The 16574-nt window shown below is 44.8% G+C and carries 13 protein-coding genes; 5 read left to right on the top strand and 8 right to left on the bottom strand.

Annotated features, from left to right (window positions below; all coding sequences use genetic code 11):
• Positions 1-136: 136 nt before the first annotated feature.
• From leuO to AC3CIA_RS01905, 6 genes are all read right to left on the bottom strand, one after another.
• Positions 137-1096 (bottom strand): transcriptional regulator LeuO, encoded by a 960-nt coding sequence (gene leuO / locus AC3CIA_RS01930; RefSeq protein WP_004735878.1) that lies wholly within the window; start codon positions 1094-1096, stop codon positions 137-139.
• Between the two features lie 346 nt (positions 1097-1442).
• Positions 1443-2498 (bottom strand): MJ1255/VC2487 family glycosyltransferase, encoded by a 1056-nt coding sequence (locus AC3CIA_RS01925; protein ID WP_171308575.1) that lies wholly within the window; start codon positions 2496-2498, stop codon positions 1443-1445.
• Between the two features lie 57 nt (positions 2499-2555).
• A complete protein-coding gene (locus AC3CIA_RS01920) occupies positions 2556-3080 on the bottom strand; it encodes a phosphatase PAP2 family protein (RefSeq protein ID WP_102568778.1) in 525 nt (174 codons plus the stop codon).
• A 291-nt stretch (positions 3081-3371) separates the two neighbouring features.
• The gene (locus AC3CIA_RS01915; protein WP_146457959.1) at positions 3372-6479 is read right to left on the bottom strand and encodes an efflux RND transporter permease subunit; all 3108 of its coding nucleotides are present in this window, start codon (positions 6477-6479) and stop codon (positions 3372-3374) included.
• Entirely contained in the window at positions 6476-7813 is a 1338-nt protein-coding gene (locus tag AC3CIA_RS01910; protein ID WP_488518443.1) for an efflux RND transporter periplasmic adaptor subunit, read from the bottom strand. The genes AC3CIA_RS01915 and AC3CIA_RS01910 overlap by 4 nt, the downstream gene beginning before the upstream one ends.
• Complete coding sequence (locus AC3CIA_RS01905) at positions 7813-8472, bottom strand: TetR/AcrR family transcriptional regulator (RefSeq protein WP_065207192.1); 660 nt, start codon at positions 8470-8472, stop codon at positions 7813-7815. The genes AC3CIA_RS01910 and AC3CIA_RS01905 overlap by 1 nt, the downstream gene beginning before the upstream one ends.
• Before the next feature lie 568 nt (positions 8473-9040).
• Here AC3CIA_RS01905 and leuA point away from each other — a divergent pair.
• The 5 genes from leuA (at position 9041) to AC3CIA_RS01880 (ending at position 14899) form a co-directional block, all read left to right on the top strand.
• Positions 9041-10588: a 2-isopropylmalate synthase gene (gene leuA, locus AC3CIA_RS01900; protein WP_065207191.1), complete on the top strand. Its 1548-nt coding sequence runs from the start codon at positions 9041-9043 to the stop codon at positions 10586-10588.
• Between the two features lie 97 nt (positions 10589-10685).
• A complete protein-coding gene (gene leuB, locus AC3CIA_RS01895; RefSeq protein ID WP_102298541.1) occupies positions 10686-11777 on the top strand; it encodes a 3-isopropylmalate dehydrogenase in 1092 nt (363 codons plus the stop codon).
• A 117-nt stretch (positions 11778-11894) separates the two neighbouring features.
• Positions 11895-13307 (top strand): 3-isopropylmalate dehydratase large subunit, encoded by a 1413-nt coding sequence (leuC, locus tag AC3CIA_RS01890; protein ID WP_488518442.1) that lies wholly within the window; start codon positions 11895-11897, stop codon positions 13305-13307.
• A 14-nt stretch (positions 13308-13321) separates the two neighbouring features.
• Complete coding sequence (leuD, locus tag AC3CIA_RS01885; protein ID WP_488518441.1) at positions 13322-13924, top strand: 3-isopropylmalate dehydratase small subunit; 603 nt, start codon at positions 13322-13324, stop codon at positions 13922-13924.
• A 192-nt stretch (positions 13925-14116) separates the two neighbouring features.
• Complete coding sequence (locus AC3CIA_RS01880; RefSeq protein ID WP_065207188.1) at positions 14117-14899, top strand: DUF547 domain-containing protein; 783 nt, start codon at positions 14117-14119, stop codon at positions 14897-14899.
• Between the two features lie 100 nt (positions 14900-14999).
• Here the strand turns inward: AC3CIA_RS01880 and AC3CIA_RS01875 are convergent, their stop codons facing one another.
• Together AC3CIA_RS01875 and djlA are read right to left on the bottom strand one after the other, a co-directional pair.
• Positions 15000-15545 carry a DUF924 family protein gene (locus AC3CIA_RS01875; protein WP_488518440.1) on the bottom strand — a complete coding sequence of 182 codons (546 nt, stop codon included), beginning with the start codon at positions 15543-15545 and terminating at the stop codon, positions 15000-15002.
• Positions 15546-15602: 57 nt separating this feature from the next.
• Positions 15603-16457, bottom strand: coding sequence for a co-chaperone DjlA (gene djlA / locus AC3CIA_RS01870; RefSeq protein WP_488518439.1), 855 nt, complete (start codon positions 16455-16457; stop codon positions 15603-15605).
• Between the last annotated feature and the right edge of the window lie 117 nt (positions 16458-16574).

The raw sequence follows: 16574 nt of genomic DNA, 5'->3' as shown, positions 1-16574 counted from the left end.
AAGGCAACTGATGAAGCTCAAAGTTATAAGTAATAGTACGTCTCACGCTAAGTTTTCTATCAACAAAAATAGCAGGTACAAAAAAGCCCTAAGCCAGACTCCCAGCTTAGGGCTTATAAATCATAGGGATTAGTGCTTAGTTAAGCGCCACTACTTCGCCACAGATCATCATTAACTGATCTCGTAACCAAATGTGTCCTTTATCCTTTTCACTTGATTCGTGCCAGCTTAGGAAGCCTGAAATTGCCGCATTATCGAATGGGAAATCTAGAATCTGAAGCTGATCTTTGTTCGCGGCATGTTCTACCATCCAACGAGGTGCAATCGTCACTAATTCAGATTGACCAACAACGTAAAGAACGTTACTCAAGCTCGTACCTTCGTAGAAAGGCGTGCAATCTAGGTCACGGTAAGCTTGCTCAGAGAAGCTACGTTGACCGTGAATGCGAGACAATTTTGCGTGCTTTTCGTTAAGCAGCTCTGCCGCTGAAACTTCACCGTTGATACGTGGGTGAGAAGCAGAAGCAACAACAACTAATTCGTCTTGGAAGATCTCAGTGCTTGAAAAGCCCTGCTCATCAAAACGAGCGTAATCAATAACGAAGTCGATTTCTTGGTAGCGCATACGCTCAGAAAGTTGACGATCGAATTCTGCATCCATGTGCAGTTTAACGCTAGGTGCTTGGTCGTTGATTGTCGACATAATCTTAGGTGCAAAACGCATGTCACAAGGGCTACAAATCGCAAGTTTGAACAGACGAGAAGACGACTCTGGAGAGAACACAGAACTTGGCAGTTCATTGCGTACTAGCTGTAGTGCTTGGCGGATTGGACCAAACAACTGACGAGCACGTTGAGTCGGCTGAATACCACGACCTTGACGCATGAATAGTTCGTCGTTAAACATCACTTTTAGACGAGCAACAGCGTTACTTACAGCAGGCTGAGACATACCCAGATTATGAGCTGCACGTGTAATGTTTTGCTCTTGCATAACTGCATCAAATACAGTCAAAAGATTTAAGTCGACTCCACGAAGTGTGCTTTCCATTCTGTAGCTTGCAATAGCACTCATTGCGTCTTTTTTCTCTAACATTCAAGTTGCCTCTTGTCGGTTCGACAGCGTTAAATTGGTAATGGTATAGGAATAGATAACCACTAATTCTTATATTTATCAGACCGATGTTTTTCGGATTACCATTACTATTAACCAATAAATCTCGAGCTACCAACAAGATTGATAAAGAATAATTTTATTTTACCTTAATGATTAAATAACATCTAAAAATCAATTATTTATAGAGTTATAAAAAAACATAAAATGCATCACTTATGAGTTTCATTTCGACTTATTTAGCTGTTCTATCGTTTGGTTACATTTGTTACAATTTATTGAACTCATGAATTGTTTGGCTAGTTGATTCAGAAATAACACTTATGAGTTAAGTGAGCGATGCATAACTAGGAAAATCTACCTTGTCCCAAAGTTGCTTTCTTAAGTCATCTTGGTTGGACCAATTGCCCGCTAACACCCACTCAACAAGTGCACTTGCCACGTCGGGATAAGTAACCACTTCGGCCTGCTTTTCACCGAGCCAACCACGCAAGGTAGCCGCATCTAAAAAGCTCATACTTTGAGCCAACCCGAGCGCTTCAAGCGTCGCAACATTACTCTGTTGTTCGAACTGCCCCTCAAGTGGTTTGAGAAGCAATTTCTTACCCAAGGTTAGGGCTTCCGATGGCAATTCAAAACCGCCATTAGCCACTACACCAGCGCATTGATTGAGGTCGAATTGGAAGCCGGTATGACTCAGTGGTTTGAACTCAATATTTTCGACTCGACGGTGCTCAATGACATTCGGGTGATAACAGACAAAGTTGTGCGAAATAAACTTCATCAACAGATCCGAGATCGACTCAAGATCCTCAAACGGCAAATAGACCAACGTAAAGTCTTGTGCTGTTTTGGTCTGTTGATCACCAGCCAGCGTGTGAACGATAGGCGGCAGTATTGGTTGTTCAAAGTGATACCAATGCAAACCAATCGAATGCTCAGTTGGGGCGAAATGTTGAATCACCGAATGTTCAATCCAGTTGCCCCCTTCTTTGGGTACATCGTAGCGGAACGCATTCTGGTGGCTTATGCCAATGCATGGCACACCTTGCCTCTTAGCTGCCCATGCAGTCACAGGTTCAAAGTCATTCAACACTAAGTCATAAGGCGTCAAATCGATCTGATTAATCTCACTGAGAAATCGCCAGATGTTGTTCTTGATGAATGTCTTGCCGTATTTAACCTGCCCCTGCTCGCTGTAAAAAGTTAAGCCGCTGCGGGTCTGATAATTACCAAATGCTTCCATCGAGAAGTACTTGCTCTCGTCTCGCCCAGAGAACAGAAAGTCGACATCGATATTTTGCTGACGAAAAGCCACAGCCATTGCTCTCGCTCGAGCGATGTGCCCATTCCCTGTGCCTTGTACGCCATATAAAATTTTCATGCATGTTCCTTTATGTTTGCCACTTAAGCTCGGCAGTGGTTGTTGCCAAAAAAATGATTACAGGATGAAACTGATAGCAAGGCTAGTACAAGCGATGCCCAAGGCTGCGCCAATCAGTACGTCCGTTAAAAAGTGCACACCAAGTAGGATTCGAGAGCCAGCAATCGCTGCCGCCCAAATCAGGCTAAAGAGATATAAGCTCGGATAGAAATGTCCGATTAGAGTCGCCATAACAAAAGCCGCAGCGGAATGCCCAGAAGGCAGGCTGTATTTATCAGATGGCACAATATGGGAGTAAAGCAATGAAGAGAATTCAGCGGGTCTGCGACGCTTGAGGGTATTTTTGGCAAACCAGTAAATAGGTAACTCGATTGCAAAGGCAGTTAAGCCCACCAAGAGAAAATCTCGACCGGTGTAACTGTCAGCCAGTAGTGCAACCAAAGCAATCAAAACGTAAAGGTGTCCATCTCCAGTATGAGACACCGCCTTACTGAGTGTCGCCTGTTGTCCGCTATAACGGTTCTTTAAACAAAAAACAGAAAATGCCACATCCCAGCGGACAATAGGTTCGATAGTACGCATACAATCTCCTTAACAATCCTTATTCAGTTAAGGCTCAAGTTATGCCCCTGAAATGACAGTTAAGTGACGTTTTGAATGAACTAAAATGAATTTTGAGGCGAATTGACCGCTTTCGCTAAGCAAGCTGATGAGGCCTAGAAACTGCCGATAAAAATAAAGCGACCCAAGGCCGCTTTATTCTTCTATGTTTTTACTTCTGTATATAAGCAAGCAAACGCTACTTCTATCGTGTTAATGGTTATAGCGTTCGATAATGATAATAGTGCTCGCTAATGATAATAGCGCTAAAGGTTATAGCGCTAATGGCTCATGCTTTTTCACCAAACCAAAGTCCGCCAGTATCGCGTAGGCCGCAGGGATCATAAACAACACCAGTAAGGTCGAGGCAAATATGCCAAACACAATCGAAATGACCAATGGTTGGATAACCTGAGCCTGCAAGCTGGTTTCCGTCAGCAGCGGTAGCAAACCAGCAGCGGTCGTCATTGATGTCAAAAATACCGCACGGAAACGCTCGCGACTGGCCTTCACCACCGAGTCATGCACGCTATCTCCCTCATCGACATGGTGACGAATGTACTGGACTAACAAGATGGAATCATTAACCACAATCCCGGCAAGCGACACAAAGCCCATCATGCTTGGCATACTCAAAGAGTGCCCAAGTATCCAGTGCCCAACGACCACCCCAATAAAGGCGAGTGGAATGGCTAACATCACGACCACAGGCTCTAAGTAGCTTCGGAACTGATAGCTAAGAATCGCAAACACGCCGAATAAGCCGAGCAAAAAGCCTTTGCCCATCGAGGCTCCAGTCTTAGCCGCATCTTTAGCTTCCCCTTCGAAATCAAAGCGCAAGCCTGGGTATTTTTGAATGAGCTTGGCTGCTTCATCTTTTTGGAACTGAGCCAAAATCGCCGACGAGCTCGCCTTCTTATTATCAATATCACCAAAGATGCTGATGGTTCTCAGCCCATCAATACGCTGAATTCGCACGTAGTTACGTTGGAAATCTAATGTCGCCAACGTTGCTAACGGGATCTGACTGCCGTCGGCGGTAATGATCGGGAAGTTAGCCAGCTGCTGTATGTCGCCCGCTTGTTCCTTATCAAGACGCACCTCAATCGAGATGTTCTCAACACCGATTTGAATCTCGTCTGCTGTTTGTCCAAAAAAGGCTGCACGTAATTGGGACGCAATCATCTGCCCATTCACATTGTAGGTTTCGGCTCCAGGGCGCAGCTTGACTAAGATCTCTTCTTTACCCATGCGCATGTCATCAAGCACACCATGCACCCCGTCAAACTGATTGAGGTATTCCTGAATCTCCAGAGAAGCAGACTTCAATTCAGCCAGATCATCATGCTTGGCACGGATCTCGATAGCACGACCACCCGGCCCCATAGTTGGCTGCTTGAACACTAATGAAATAGGATCCGCCAGCTCACCGATATCTTCGCGCCATGCATTGATGAAATCATCGATAACCGTGTTACGGCTCTCTGCACCGCGTAAGTCTAAACGCACAGTGGCTAAATGTGGGCCTGACTCACTGGCATCAGCATTAGCATTGAATTGGCTCGTGATGTGTTCCACCAACTCATTGCCCTCTTCGACCTCTTCACTCCACTGCACGTTCAAACGTTCAGCAGACGCGACTATTTTATCGACAACTCTCTCGGTTTGAGACAATGACGCACCCGGCGGAAGAATGATACGCGCTTCAGCGATGTCTCCATCCAATTCGGGGAAGGGTTGGAACTTAACAGCACCACCCGCAATCAAGGCAATAGAAAGTAACAACAGTGTCAGCACTCCGCCCATAAAGGCATAGCGGAACGTCACGACCTTCTCGACCATGTTCATCAAAGTTGTATTGCGGAAGTTCTCAAATTTTTCAAGCAACACCACTTTGAAGCGCAGCGCTGGCTTGTCATTCTTTTCTTTGTGTAATGAATGAGACAAGTGATTAGGTAGAATTAGGAAGGCTTCAATCAAGCTCAACGAGAGCACTAATATCAATACTTGAGGAACAGCCTTAAGCACTGCGCCCATCTCTCCATCGAGGAACAACAAGCTACCGAAAATACACACCGTGGTTAGGAAAGAAGACAAGACTCCGGGGAGCACCTTCTTAACACCGTTGTACACCGCATCGTCAACGTTTTGCCCCCGGTCCAGATGGGAGGCGATCGATTCGGCAATCACGATGGCGTCATCCATCATGATACCAATCGCCATCAACAAGCCGACTAGAGACATGATGTTGATCGACAAGCCTAGGTTCGCCATCAAAAACAAACCACCAAGGAAAGCTACAGGCAGACCTGCCGCCACCCAGAACGAGTAGCGTAAACTGAAGAACAGCCACATAGTTGCGAACACCAACACAATACCTTGCCAGCCATTGCGTACCATCATGGTTAAGCGATCCCAAAGCACCGACGAGAGATCATTGGTCATTTGTAATGTCACGCCATCAGGGGCAATCGCGCTTTGATCTTCAACGAATCGGGTGACGTTCTCTTTGATTCGTAGCGCATCATCTTCTTTATTCTTGCTGATCTTCAATAGCGCAGACGGCTTACCATCAAACAGAACCTTCTGTTCATCAAGCTCAAAACGATCGGTGATCTTCGCGATATCTCTTAAACGGATCACAGAACCATTTGGTGCCGATCCAACAACAATACTCTCAAGCTCAACAGGCGTGACCCGTCTCTCATCAAAACGAATCAGGAAGTTTTTGTCTGGCGTTTCAACATTACCGCTCGGTAGCTTTACATTCTGACGACCAATCTGGTCTGCAATATCACCGACACTCAAACCTAACTGACGAATGGCTTGGGTATCCAGTTCCACACGGTATTGATGATCAGAGAAGCCGCTAACATCGACCAGTGAAACATCATAATCAAGCTTCATGATACGTTTGAGGTCTTCAGCGTAGGCCTTAAGCTCCGGCCACGACGTTTCTGCTGTAATCGCGATATCAACAACCGGTTCATTCCAATCCAGTTCTTGAACAACTGGAGATTCAATCTCGCTCGGAAAATCATTGATCGAGTTGATCTGAGTTTGCACGTCCACCAGCATTCGACCGATGTCTGCTTTCTCATTGAGCTTCAGAATTAAACGCGCGCTGCCTTCAATCGCCTCACACTGAGTTTCTTCAATGTTGGCTAGGCCATCGACGGCATCTTCCATTCGTACACACAAGCTTTCTTCCACTTCTTGTGGTGATGCACCAGGATAAACGATGGCAGCCATAATATAAGGCGGATCATAAGCGGGGAAGGTTTCACGCTTGATGGTTGATAATGAGCTGATACCCATGATCAATAACCCAAGCATCAACAAGTTTGCCGCTGTTGGGTGCCTAGAAAAGAACTTGATCATGACGCACTCTCCTGAGTATCAGATTCAAGCTTAACCTCTTCAGAGTTCGACTCTTTCAGTAACATGCCTTTGATAGCTGGCAGGACGTCATTAAGAACCAATTTATCTCCCGTTTGTAGCTCGCCACTCACAGCCACTTGGTTATCTCTGCGATAAAGCACTTCAACACTCACCACTTGCAAGCGCTGATTGTCATCCATCAGGTAAACCTTATCACCATGCAGGGCTCGCTCTGGAACCACCCAACTTAGATTCGCGACACCTTCAATCTCAGCTTTTACAAACATGCCGTTGACCAACGGGGTCGCATTGCTTGGCTGCAGTTGTGAATAGTCTTGAGCGATCTCGAGAATAATCCCTGCTGTCGCTTGGTTTTCATCAACCGTCTCACTGATTCTTGCCACCTTCGCAGGCCAACTCAGGTTCAGGTTGCCGCTGTTAAGTTGAATCGTCGCTTTGATTGGCGCTTCATAAGGATTAGGGATCCCTGCAGCATCGCGAGGGAACTGATTAAAGCTCGAGGCTAAAGTTTGCATATCGTGAATAGAAAGTTGCGCCTCCACTTCCATGACATTAATCCCGTGAGCAACAAACATCTCTTGCTGAAGGTTAACCACTTGATTTTGTTCGATATAAACCTGAGCAATTCGCATCGCTCTTGGCAAAATGATGGTGGTCTTATCGAGAGATCGCTGCGCCTCTTTCACTTTAGACACATTGACCTTTATCACCGCTTCCGCAACACGTTTTTCATCAGGCATTAAAGCGATTTGGTTCGCGATATCCAACACTAGCTTCTGTTGAGACAGTGCACTTTGCTGTTGCAGGTCGACATCCGATTGAGAAGTCAGCCCTTTCTTACGCAGATCTTGTTTACGTTGTAGCTCTTTGTTGCTGATCACTAAGCGATTCTTTTCGATCTTAAGAGTCTGATTCAGGTTGTCTTCTTCTTGATTCAATTTCGCTAATGAGGTTTGGCTTGATTTAAGATCGGCCTCTGCTTGTATCAGCTTCAATTCGTAATCCAGTGGATCAACCTTGAGCACAACCGTTCCCGCAGGGATCACCTGACCTTTCTCAAGATCCGGATGACGATAAACGATCTGTCCTGTCACCTCGGCAATCGCTTTCCATTCGACTTTCGGCACCACTTTGCCAAAACCAACCGCTAACGGTGCTATCAGTTGTTGCTCTAGGCTTACTGTGTCAACTAAGCGAGCTCTATCACCCGCAGGCTTGGTTGGAAGATCCGGCTTCAAGTTAATCGCAACCACAAGGCCAATGACACCAACCGCAAGTGCCGGAAAGAAGAGTAGTTTTTTATTTATTTTCATTATCTTTGGTCCTGCACGGAAGAAGGGCTAGGCGTGTTTATAAAGCCTTCTGTCATCAATTGAATGTTGTGTTCGATTAAACGGTTAAGAAATTCTTCATTAATCTCAATACCATGGATTGCTAATAAAGGGGGCGGCGCAATGAATGGAAATACCATCAAGCTTATATACGACACGCGACAGAGCTTGGGATCCATCTCTTTTCTCAAGACACCTTGTGCCACCAACTTTTCAAAAATGACATCTTGGGCTGGCTTCGCCACATCGAGGAAAACCTTTTCGAGCAACTCTCTTTGCACTTCCGAGGGAGGCATATTCATCACTTGGGCAATCAAGCGAGGAAACTTGGGCACCTTGACCATCTCTTTGTAGTAAGTCCGCATTAAATCGAGAAAGTTTTCATGACTGCTCTCTTCAACTAACTTCTGCATTTGTAGCTGCATCGGTCGTAGGGTTTCACGTAGCATCGCCTCAAATAACCCAGCCTTACTGCCAAAGTAATAACGGATCATCGCAATGTTCACACCCGCACGCTCAGCGATCAGGCGTGTCGAGACCTTGTCGTATGGCTGAACAACAAACAGATCGCGAGCATGCTCAATCAATAACTGTCGAACATCTAAGTTCTGCTGAGGCCGCCCCGCTTTTCGTGCCGTCATGGCAAAAATCCATCTCTATAATTAATCATCCGATTAATTATAGAGATAAACAGACGTAACAGTAGAAGATTAATTACTCACTATTTAATCAAGTGATTAATTAATTGGGTCACACTTATAATTTTTTTGGTGAATCGTTCCATCAAAAAGATTTACTACAAAGTTTTAACCTACACATCAGCCAAACGATAAACTAACCCGCCAATACAAAACCACCAATCAGTCGATTTAGCCAAATATGAGATAAAAAACAGCACAAACCAAACCAAAACACTACCAATGTACGCTGATATTGGATTTTCTTGTTTGACGCTCAGAATAAATTACGGTAAATATGGTGTTAACAGTTTATTTACGGATATTTGTGTAATGATTTTTTCTTCTTCTCTACTGCTGAAACTTCTCCTTATCGTGAACCAATCGCGCGGGTAAGTTGTGGGTCAAGAACTACACAAATATTAAAACCCGCACTGAGCGGGTTTTTTTGTAACTGGCACTTTTAAAAGAACATCATTCTTAATAATAATTTGGATAGCAATCGATTCATTATCGATATAAGGAAGCACCCATGAACGATCAAGTAATAATTTTTGATACTACCTTACGTGACGGCGAGCAAGCATTGGCTGCAAGCCTTACGGTAAAAGAGAAGTTACAGATCGCTTATGCTCTTGAGAGACTGGGTGTCGATGTTATCGAAGCTGGCTTCCCTATCTCTTCTCCAGGTGATTTTGAATCGGTTCAAACGATTGCAAAACACATCAAAGGCAGCCGTATTTGTGCGCTTTCTCGTGCCGTTGCAAAAGATATAGACGCCGCAGCAGAAGCGCTTAAAGTTGCTGACCAATTCCGTATTCACACTTTCATTTCAACATCGACGGTACACGTACAAGATAAGTTACGCCGCAGCTACGACGATGTTGTCGAGATGGCAGTGAAAGCCGTCAAACATGCGCGTAACTACACTGACGATGTGGAGTTCTCTTGTGAGGATGCCGGTCGTACCCCTATCGATAACCTATGTCGTATGGTTGAAGCCGCGATTAACGCAGGCGCTAAAACCATCAATATTCCAGACACGGTGGGCTATACAGTACCGAATGAGTTTGGTGGCATTATCAAAACGCTATTCGATCGCGTACCCAACATCGACCAAGCGATCATCTCTGTTCACTGTCACGATGACTTAGGTATGTCGGTTGCGAACTCAATTGCAGCAGTGCAAGCGGGCGCTCGCCAAATTGAAGGCACAATCAATGGTATTGGAGAACGTGCGGGTAACTGTTCTCTAGAAGAAATCGCAATGATCATCAAAACTCGCCAAGAGTTGTTAGGTGTTCATACTGGTTTGGATCATAAAGAGATTCACCGTACCAGTAAGCTAGTGAGCCAACTTTGCCACATGCCAATTCAAGACAATAAAGCCATCGTTGGTGCAAATGCATTTAGCCACTCTTCAGGTATCCACCAAGACGGCATGCTTAAGAACAAAAACACTTACGAGATCATGACACCTGAGTCGATTGGTTTGAAAAACAAAGCATTGAATCTAACAAGCCGTAGTGGCCGTGCGGCAGTTAAGAGCCACATGGACGCAATGGGTTATAAAGATAATGAGTACAACCTAGATTCATTGTACGAAGACTTCTTGAAGCTTGCTGACCGTAAAGGACAAGTCTTCGATTACGACCTAGAAGCATTAATGCACTTCGCGAATCTACGTGACGAAGATGACTTCTATAAACTTAACTACCTAAGCGTACAATCTGGTAGTGTTATGTCTACCACCAGCATCAAGCTGCAATGTGGTGATGAAGAGAAATGCGAAGCGGCTGTCGGCAACGGTCCTGTTGATGCTTTATACCAATGTATTTACCGCTTAACAGGCTACGAAATCGCGTTGGATAAATTCGACCTTACTGCGAAAGGTGAAGGCGAAGATGGCTTAGGTCAAGCGGACATCATTGCTAACTATAAAGGCCGTAAGTACCACGGTACGGGCGTTTCAACGGATATCGTTGAAGCTTCTGGTCAAGCGTTGCTACACGTTATCAATAGCATTCAACGCGCAGACACTATTGCTGAAATGAAGCAGCAAAAATTCGCGACAGTTTAAGACCCCGATAACAGAGCCCTAGAGCCGATGTTGTTGGCTTTAGGGACAAAATTTAAAACGAGCCAAACCGCTCAGTAACAAGAATTAAAGGATTAACATGACAGATAAATCATACAAAATTGCCGTACTACCTGGTGATGGCATTGGCCCAGAAGTAATGCAACAAGCACATAAAGTGTTAGACGCGATCGAAAAGAAGCACGCGATTAGCTTTTCTCGCGAAGAGTATGATGTTGGTGGTATTGCAATTGATAATCACGGCTGTCCACTTCCAGAAGCAACAGTCACGGGCTGTGAAGAATCTGACGCGGTACTTTTTGGCTCAGTTGGCGGTCCTAAATGGGAACACCTTCCACCAAACGATCAACCAGAGCGTGGTGCCCTACTTCCTCTGCGTAAGCATTTCCAACTGTTCTGCAACCTACGACCTGCACAAATCCACAAGGGTTTAGAGTCTTTCTCTCCTTTACGTGCTGACATTTCAGGTAATGGTTTCGACATCGTTGTTGTTCGTGAACTAACAGGCGGTATCTACTTCGGTCAACCAAAAGGCCGTGAAGGCGAAGGCGCAACTGAAAAAGCGTTTGATACTGAGGTTTACCACCGTTACGAAATCGAACGTATTGCAAAGATTGCGTTTGAATCTGCTCGTCTACGTAACAAAAACGTTTACTCAATCGATAAAGCGAACGTTCTACAAAGCTCTATCCTATGGCGTGAAGTGGTTGAAGAAGTCGCGAAAGACTACCCAGATGTGAAACTGAGCCACATGTACATCGATAACGCGACCATGCAGCTAATCAAAGATCCATCTCAATTTGACGTGATGCTTTGTTCGAACATCTTCGGTGACATCATCTCTGATGAATGTGCAATGATCACTGGCTCTATGGGCATGCTTCCTTCTGCAAGCTTGAACGAAAGCAACTTCGGCCTATACGAGCCAGCGGGCGGCAGTGCGCCTGACATCGCAGGTAAGAACATCGCGAACCCAGTAGCGCAAATTCTTTCTGCAGCACTAATGCTTCGTTACAGCCTAGGCGAAGAAGCCGCAGCGCAAGACATCGAAACAGCGGTATCTAAAGCACTTTCTGCAGGCGAGCTAACTGCTGACCTTGCAGGCAAAAACCAAGCGCTGACTACCTCTGAAATGGGTGACAAGATCGCTGAGTACATCTTAGCTTCATAAGCTAGATGCTTAGATTAGAAGCAAGTACATAAGAATAATATCAAGCCAAGTCAGCTTAAATAGCATGACTTGGCTAGAAACAAACACTGGGACTGATGCTCCCAAGGAAGAAAAGCTATGTCGACAAACCAGCAAGCAAAAACCTTATACGAAAAAGTTTATGACGCTCACGTTGCGGTTGCAGCGAAAGGCGAAACGCCAATTCTTTATATCGATCGCCACTTAGTCCATGAAGTAACGTCGCCACAAGCCTTTGATGGTCTGCGTGAAAAAGGCCGTAAAGTTCGCCAAGTAGGCAAAACTTTTGCGACCATGGATCACAACGTATCGACACAAACCAAAGACATCAACGCTTCTGGCGAGATGGCTCGTATCCAAATGGAAACGCTATCGAAGAACTGTGAAGAGTTTGGTGTCACGCTTTACGACTTAAACCACAAATACCAAGGTATTGTGCACGTAATGGGCCCTGAGCTAGGCATTACGCTACCGGGCATGACCATCGTATGTGGTGACTCACACACGGCTACACACGGTGCATTTGGTTCTCTTGCATTCGGTATCGGTACTTCTGAAGTTGAGCACGTTTTAGCAACGCAAACGCTAAAACAAGCTCGCGCTAAAACCATGAAGATTGAAGTAAAAGGTCAAGTAGCAGAAGGTATTACCGCAAAAGATATCGTACTGGCGATCATCGGTAAAACAACGGCGGCTGGCGGTACTGGCTACGTGGTTGAATTCTGTGGTGAGGCGATTACCGACCTTACAATGGAAGGTCGTATGACGGTATGTAACATGGCGATCGAGCTAGGCGCGAAAGCGGGCTTAATCGCTCCAGATGCAACCACATACGAATACATCAAGGGTCGTAAGTTTTCTCCTGAAGGTAAAGACTTAGAAGCCGCGATTGAATACTGGAACACATTGAAAACCGATACTGATGCAGAGTTCAATGCGGTTGTAACGCTAGAAGCGGCTGACATCAAACCACAAGTCACTTGGGGTACTAACCCAGGCCAGGTGATCTCAGTAGACACACCAATCCCTGCACCAGAAAGCTTCGCAGACCCTGTTGAAAAGGCATCTGCAGAAAAAGCTCTGGCTTATATGGGTCTTGAAGCGGGTAAATCTCTATCGGATTACAACGTCGATAAAGTCTTCGTAGGTTCTTGTACTAACTCGCGTATCGAAGACATGCGTGCAGCTGCTGCCGTAGCAAAAGGCCGCCAAGTAGCGAAACATGTTCAAGCATTGATCGTTCCAGGCTCTGAGCAAGTAAAAGCGCAAGCTGAAGCAGAAGGCCTAGATAAGATCTTCATCGAAGCAGGTTTTGAATGGCGCCTACCGGGTTGCTCTATGTGTCTTGCAATGAACAATGACCGTCTAGGTCCACAAGAGCGCTGTGCTTCTACATCAAACCGTAACTTTGAAGGTCGCCAAGGCCGTGATGGTCGTACGCACCTAGTTAGCCCAGCAATGGCAGCTGCAGCGGCTATCGCTGGTCACTTTGTCGATATTCGTGAACTTTAATTAGAGGATTTAACATGTCAGGTTTTCAACAACACACCGGATTAGTCGTTCCTCTAGATACGGCCAACATCGATACTGATGCGATCATTCCAAAGCAGTTTCTACAGAAAGTGAACCGTATCGGTTTTGGTAAGCACTTATTCCATGATTGGCGCTTCCTAGATGACGCAGGCCAACAACCAAACCCTGAATTTGTAATGAACGCACTACGCTATAAAGGTGCTTCAATTCTACTGGCGCGTGAAAACTTTGGTTGTGGTTCATCTCGTGAACACGCACCTTGGGCACTTGCCGATTACGGTATTCAAGTGATGATCGCTCCAAGCTTTGCTGATATTTTCTACGGTAACTCGATCAACAACCAGATGGTGCCTGTTCGTCTTACTGATCAAGAAGTTGATGAGATTTTCCAATTCGTTGAAGCGAATGAAGGTGCTGAGATCGACGTTGATTTAGAAGCAATGACAGTCAATGCTAATGGAAAAGAGTACTCATTTGAAATTGATGAGTTCCGTCGTCACTGTTTGCTGAATGGTCTAGATAACATCGGCCTAACGCTTCAACACGCCGATAAAATTTCAGAATTTGAAGCTAAGATTCCTAGCTTCCTGAAATAGCATCACACAGTTTTGTATATATAAAAGGTTGGCCTAGTGCCAACCTTTTTTATTTGGCTGAGCTTTTAGCTTAACTTAATGTGCTTATTAAGCTCTGCCCTTTATTTAGAGCAGTTCCGCTATTTAACTGAAGAGCTATGAAAGAAAATCGTAAAGCATAAGGTCTTAGTAGTCAGTCATCAGGAGAATGCCATGAAACAACTACTTTTTATTGTCAGCCTACTTTTCTCAACCTTAGCTTGGTCTGCGCCTAAATCTGATCTTTGGCCATACTGGAACCAAAGCAATGAAACCAATCAAGAACAGGTATCTCATCAAGACTGGCAGCAATTTATCGATAGCTACTTAGTTAAACAAGGGCAAAACACCCTAGTTCGCTATCAAGCGGTTAGCACTGCAGATAAGGCAAAGCTCAAGCAGTACATCAAGAGACTAGAACAGTTGAATCCAATCGACTATTCAAAAGCAGAGCAGTATGCCTACTGGGTTAATTTATATAACGCCGTGACTGTCGATTTGATTCTTGATGCGTACCCGATTAAATCCATCACCAAGCTCGGCGGACTGTTTAGTTTCGGGCCATGGGGAGATGATGTAGTGGTAGTCAATGGAAAATCAATGTCACTGAATGATATTGAACATCGAATCTTAAGACCTATTTGGCAAGACCCACGTACGCATTACGCAGTGAATTGTGCGAGTCTGGGTTGCCCTAATCTGCAACCTGAGGCCTTTACGTCTGATAATACAGAGACGTTGTTAGAACTCGCTGCTGCTGAGTATATCAATAGTGCCAAGGGTGTATTGGTTAGCAACAATAAACTTCATCTGTCATCGATTTACGAATGGTTTGCTGTTGATTTTGGCAACCCACAACAACTTATTCAACACTTAGATCAATACAGAACAAAGCAGGTAACAAACACTGAAAAAATCAGTTATGACTATGATTGGTCGCTTAACCAAGCAAACTAGTTCTAACGCGAGAGTTAATCACTAAAGCTAAACAAAAAAAGAGGCTAGAGGTTTTATTAACCACTAGCCTCTTCTCAATTCTTTGACCGTATCTCCACAATTAAAAGCTTGAGTCTGGTTGCTGTAAGAACTCAATTTCCTCAGGAGTCGAAGCTCGCCCTAGTACTTCATTGCGGTGTGGGTAACGACCAAAACGCTCAATGATCACCTTGTGCTTAAACTCAAAATCAAGATTATGTTCTAATCCCGCTTGAGAAAAGAGCTCCACGGCTTGTTCATGAACCAACAAAGACTCACTGTGCATATAAGGCATATACAGGAAGCTTTTTTGTTGCTCGTTAAGCTGGTGATCAAAACCACCCGCTACCGCCTCTTGCGCTAAAACCAACGCCATAGGATCAGCCAAAAATGCTACTGGACTGTTTCGACCAATATTTCGAGAAAACTGATCAAGCACGATAATTTCAGCCAAGCGCCCTTCTGCATTTTGTCGCCATTCAAATAGCTCACCTTGGATAGCGGCTTTGTGCAGTTTAGCAAAACGAGACTCAATCAAAGCGTCAATCTCGGCGCCGCCAGTAAACCAATCTTTAGGCGTCAATTCATCGAACCAAAACTCTAGAACATTCTGATACGTTACCGTCATATAATTCCCTTTAATAAAAAACCGGGTAATTTTGTTATTACTCGGTTTAGTGTTTGATTACTTAAAACCTTTGACCTTCTTTATCAAGTCATAAGCATTTTGAATTTCTTGCGACTTTTCTTTCGCGACATTCATCATTTCTGGTGGTAAGCCCTTCGCCATCAACTTATCAGGGTGGTGTTCATTCATCAGCTTACGGTAGGCTTTCTTCACCTCTTTACCGTCGGCACTTTCACTCACTCCTAACACCTTAAAAGCATCTGCCAACTGGTTTTGCTGTGAAGCTTGTTGCCACCCCGATGACTGTCCATGACCTTGATGGCCACCAAAGCTTCCACCTTGCTGTTGAAAACGAAATGCTGCTTCTTGCATCTGTAAACGGCGCTCTAGCTGTTCCGCAGAAAACCCAAGACCTTGCGCTATCTTATGCAAAACCTGACGCTCACTTGGGTGCAAGCTTCCATCGGCAAATGCTGCAGATACTTGTAGCTCAAGAAAAAACTGCAGAAGATCAAAACGACCACCCGATGAGATTTTCACACGCTCAAGCACATCGCTTAACGGGAAGTCACTCTCTTTGCCATCGCGGAAAGCATCTTGAGCCGCTTTACGTTGTTCACCATGCAGGTTCATACGCTCCATCATTGTAGAAGCGAGCTGAATCTCTTCTGGTGTAACCTGCCCCTTAGCTTTAGCAACGTGTCCCATAACCGCAAAAGCAGATTTGAAAAACTCGTTTTGTCTTTCAGCTTGGCTTGGACCTCGGCCAAAACCAGAGCTATTGAAGCCCGATTGGCTTAAACGTCGAGCCTTATCAAATTGATGCCCTAAAAACAGGCCAAAAAATAAACCGGGGATGTGCCCAAATAAAAAGCCAAAAAAAGCGCCCAAAATTTTGCCAAATATTTGCATTATGTGTTCTCTATCTATGAATTTTATCTGAGTAACGCTGTCTGATGATGCTGAATGCTAATATTTCCTTTATCATAAGGAAAATGCTTTATTAATTGGATTGATACTAGATCAACC

This window comes from Vibrio sp. QJM3NY_27 (assembly GCF_057785955.1).
This window is presented reverse-complemented; position numbering and strand designations above follow the sequence as displayed.

Bases quoted from the DNA above. Each gene is read 5' to 3' on its own strand.
- leuO (WP_004735878.1), bottom strand. From the start codon at position 1,096: ATGTTAGAGAAAAAAGACGCAATGAGTGCTATTGCAAGCTACAGAATG.
- AC3CIA_RS01925 (WP_171308575.1), bottom strand. From the start codon at position 2,498: ATGAAAATTTTATATGGCGTACAAGGCACAGGGAATGGGCACATCGCT.
- leuD (WP_488518441.1), top strand. From the start codon at position 13,322: ATGTCAGGTTTTCAACAACACACCGGATTAGTCGTTCCTCTAGATACG.
- leuB (WP_102298541.1), top strand. From the start codon at position 10,686: ATGACAGATAAATCATACAAAATTGCCGTACTACCTGGTGATGGCATT.
- AC3CIA_RS01880 (WP_065207188.1), top strand. From the start codon at position 14,117: ATGAAACAACTACTTTTTATTGTCAGCCTACTTTTCTCAACCTTAGCT.
- leuA (WP_065207191.1), top strand. From the start codon at position 9,041: ATGAACGATCAAGTAATAATTTTTGATACTACCTTACGTGACGGCGAG.
- AC3CIA_RS01910 (WP_488518443.1), bottom strand. From the start codon at position 7,813: ATGAAAATAAATAAAAAACTACTCTTCTTTCCGGCACTTGCGGTTGGT.
- AC3CIA_RS01920 (WP_102568778.1), bottom strand. From the start codon at position 3,080: ATGCGTACTATCGAACCTATTGTCCGCTGGGATGTGGCATTTTCTGTT.
- AC3CIA_RS01905 (WP_065207192.1), bottom strand. From the start codon at position 8,472: ATGACGGCACGAAAAGCGGGGCGGCCTCAGCAGAACTTAGATGTTCGA.
- AC3CIA_RS01915 (WP_146457959.1), bottom strand. From the start codon at position 6,479: ATGATCAAGTTCTTTTCTAGGCACCCAACAGCGGCAAACTTGTTGATG.
- AC3CIA_RS01875 (WP_488518440.1), bottom strand. From the start codon at position 15,545: ATGACGGTAACGTATCAGAATGTTCTAGAGTTTTGGTTCGATGAATTG.
- djlA (WP_488518439.1), bottom strand. From the start codon at position 16,457: ATGCAAATATTTGGCAAAATTTTGGGCGCTTTTTTTGGCTTTTTATTT.
- leuC (WP_488518442.1), top strand. From the start codon at position 11,895: ATGTCGACAAACCAGCAAGCAAAAACCTTATACGAAAAAGTTTATGAC.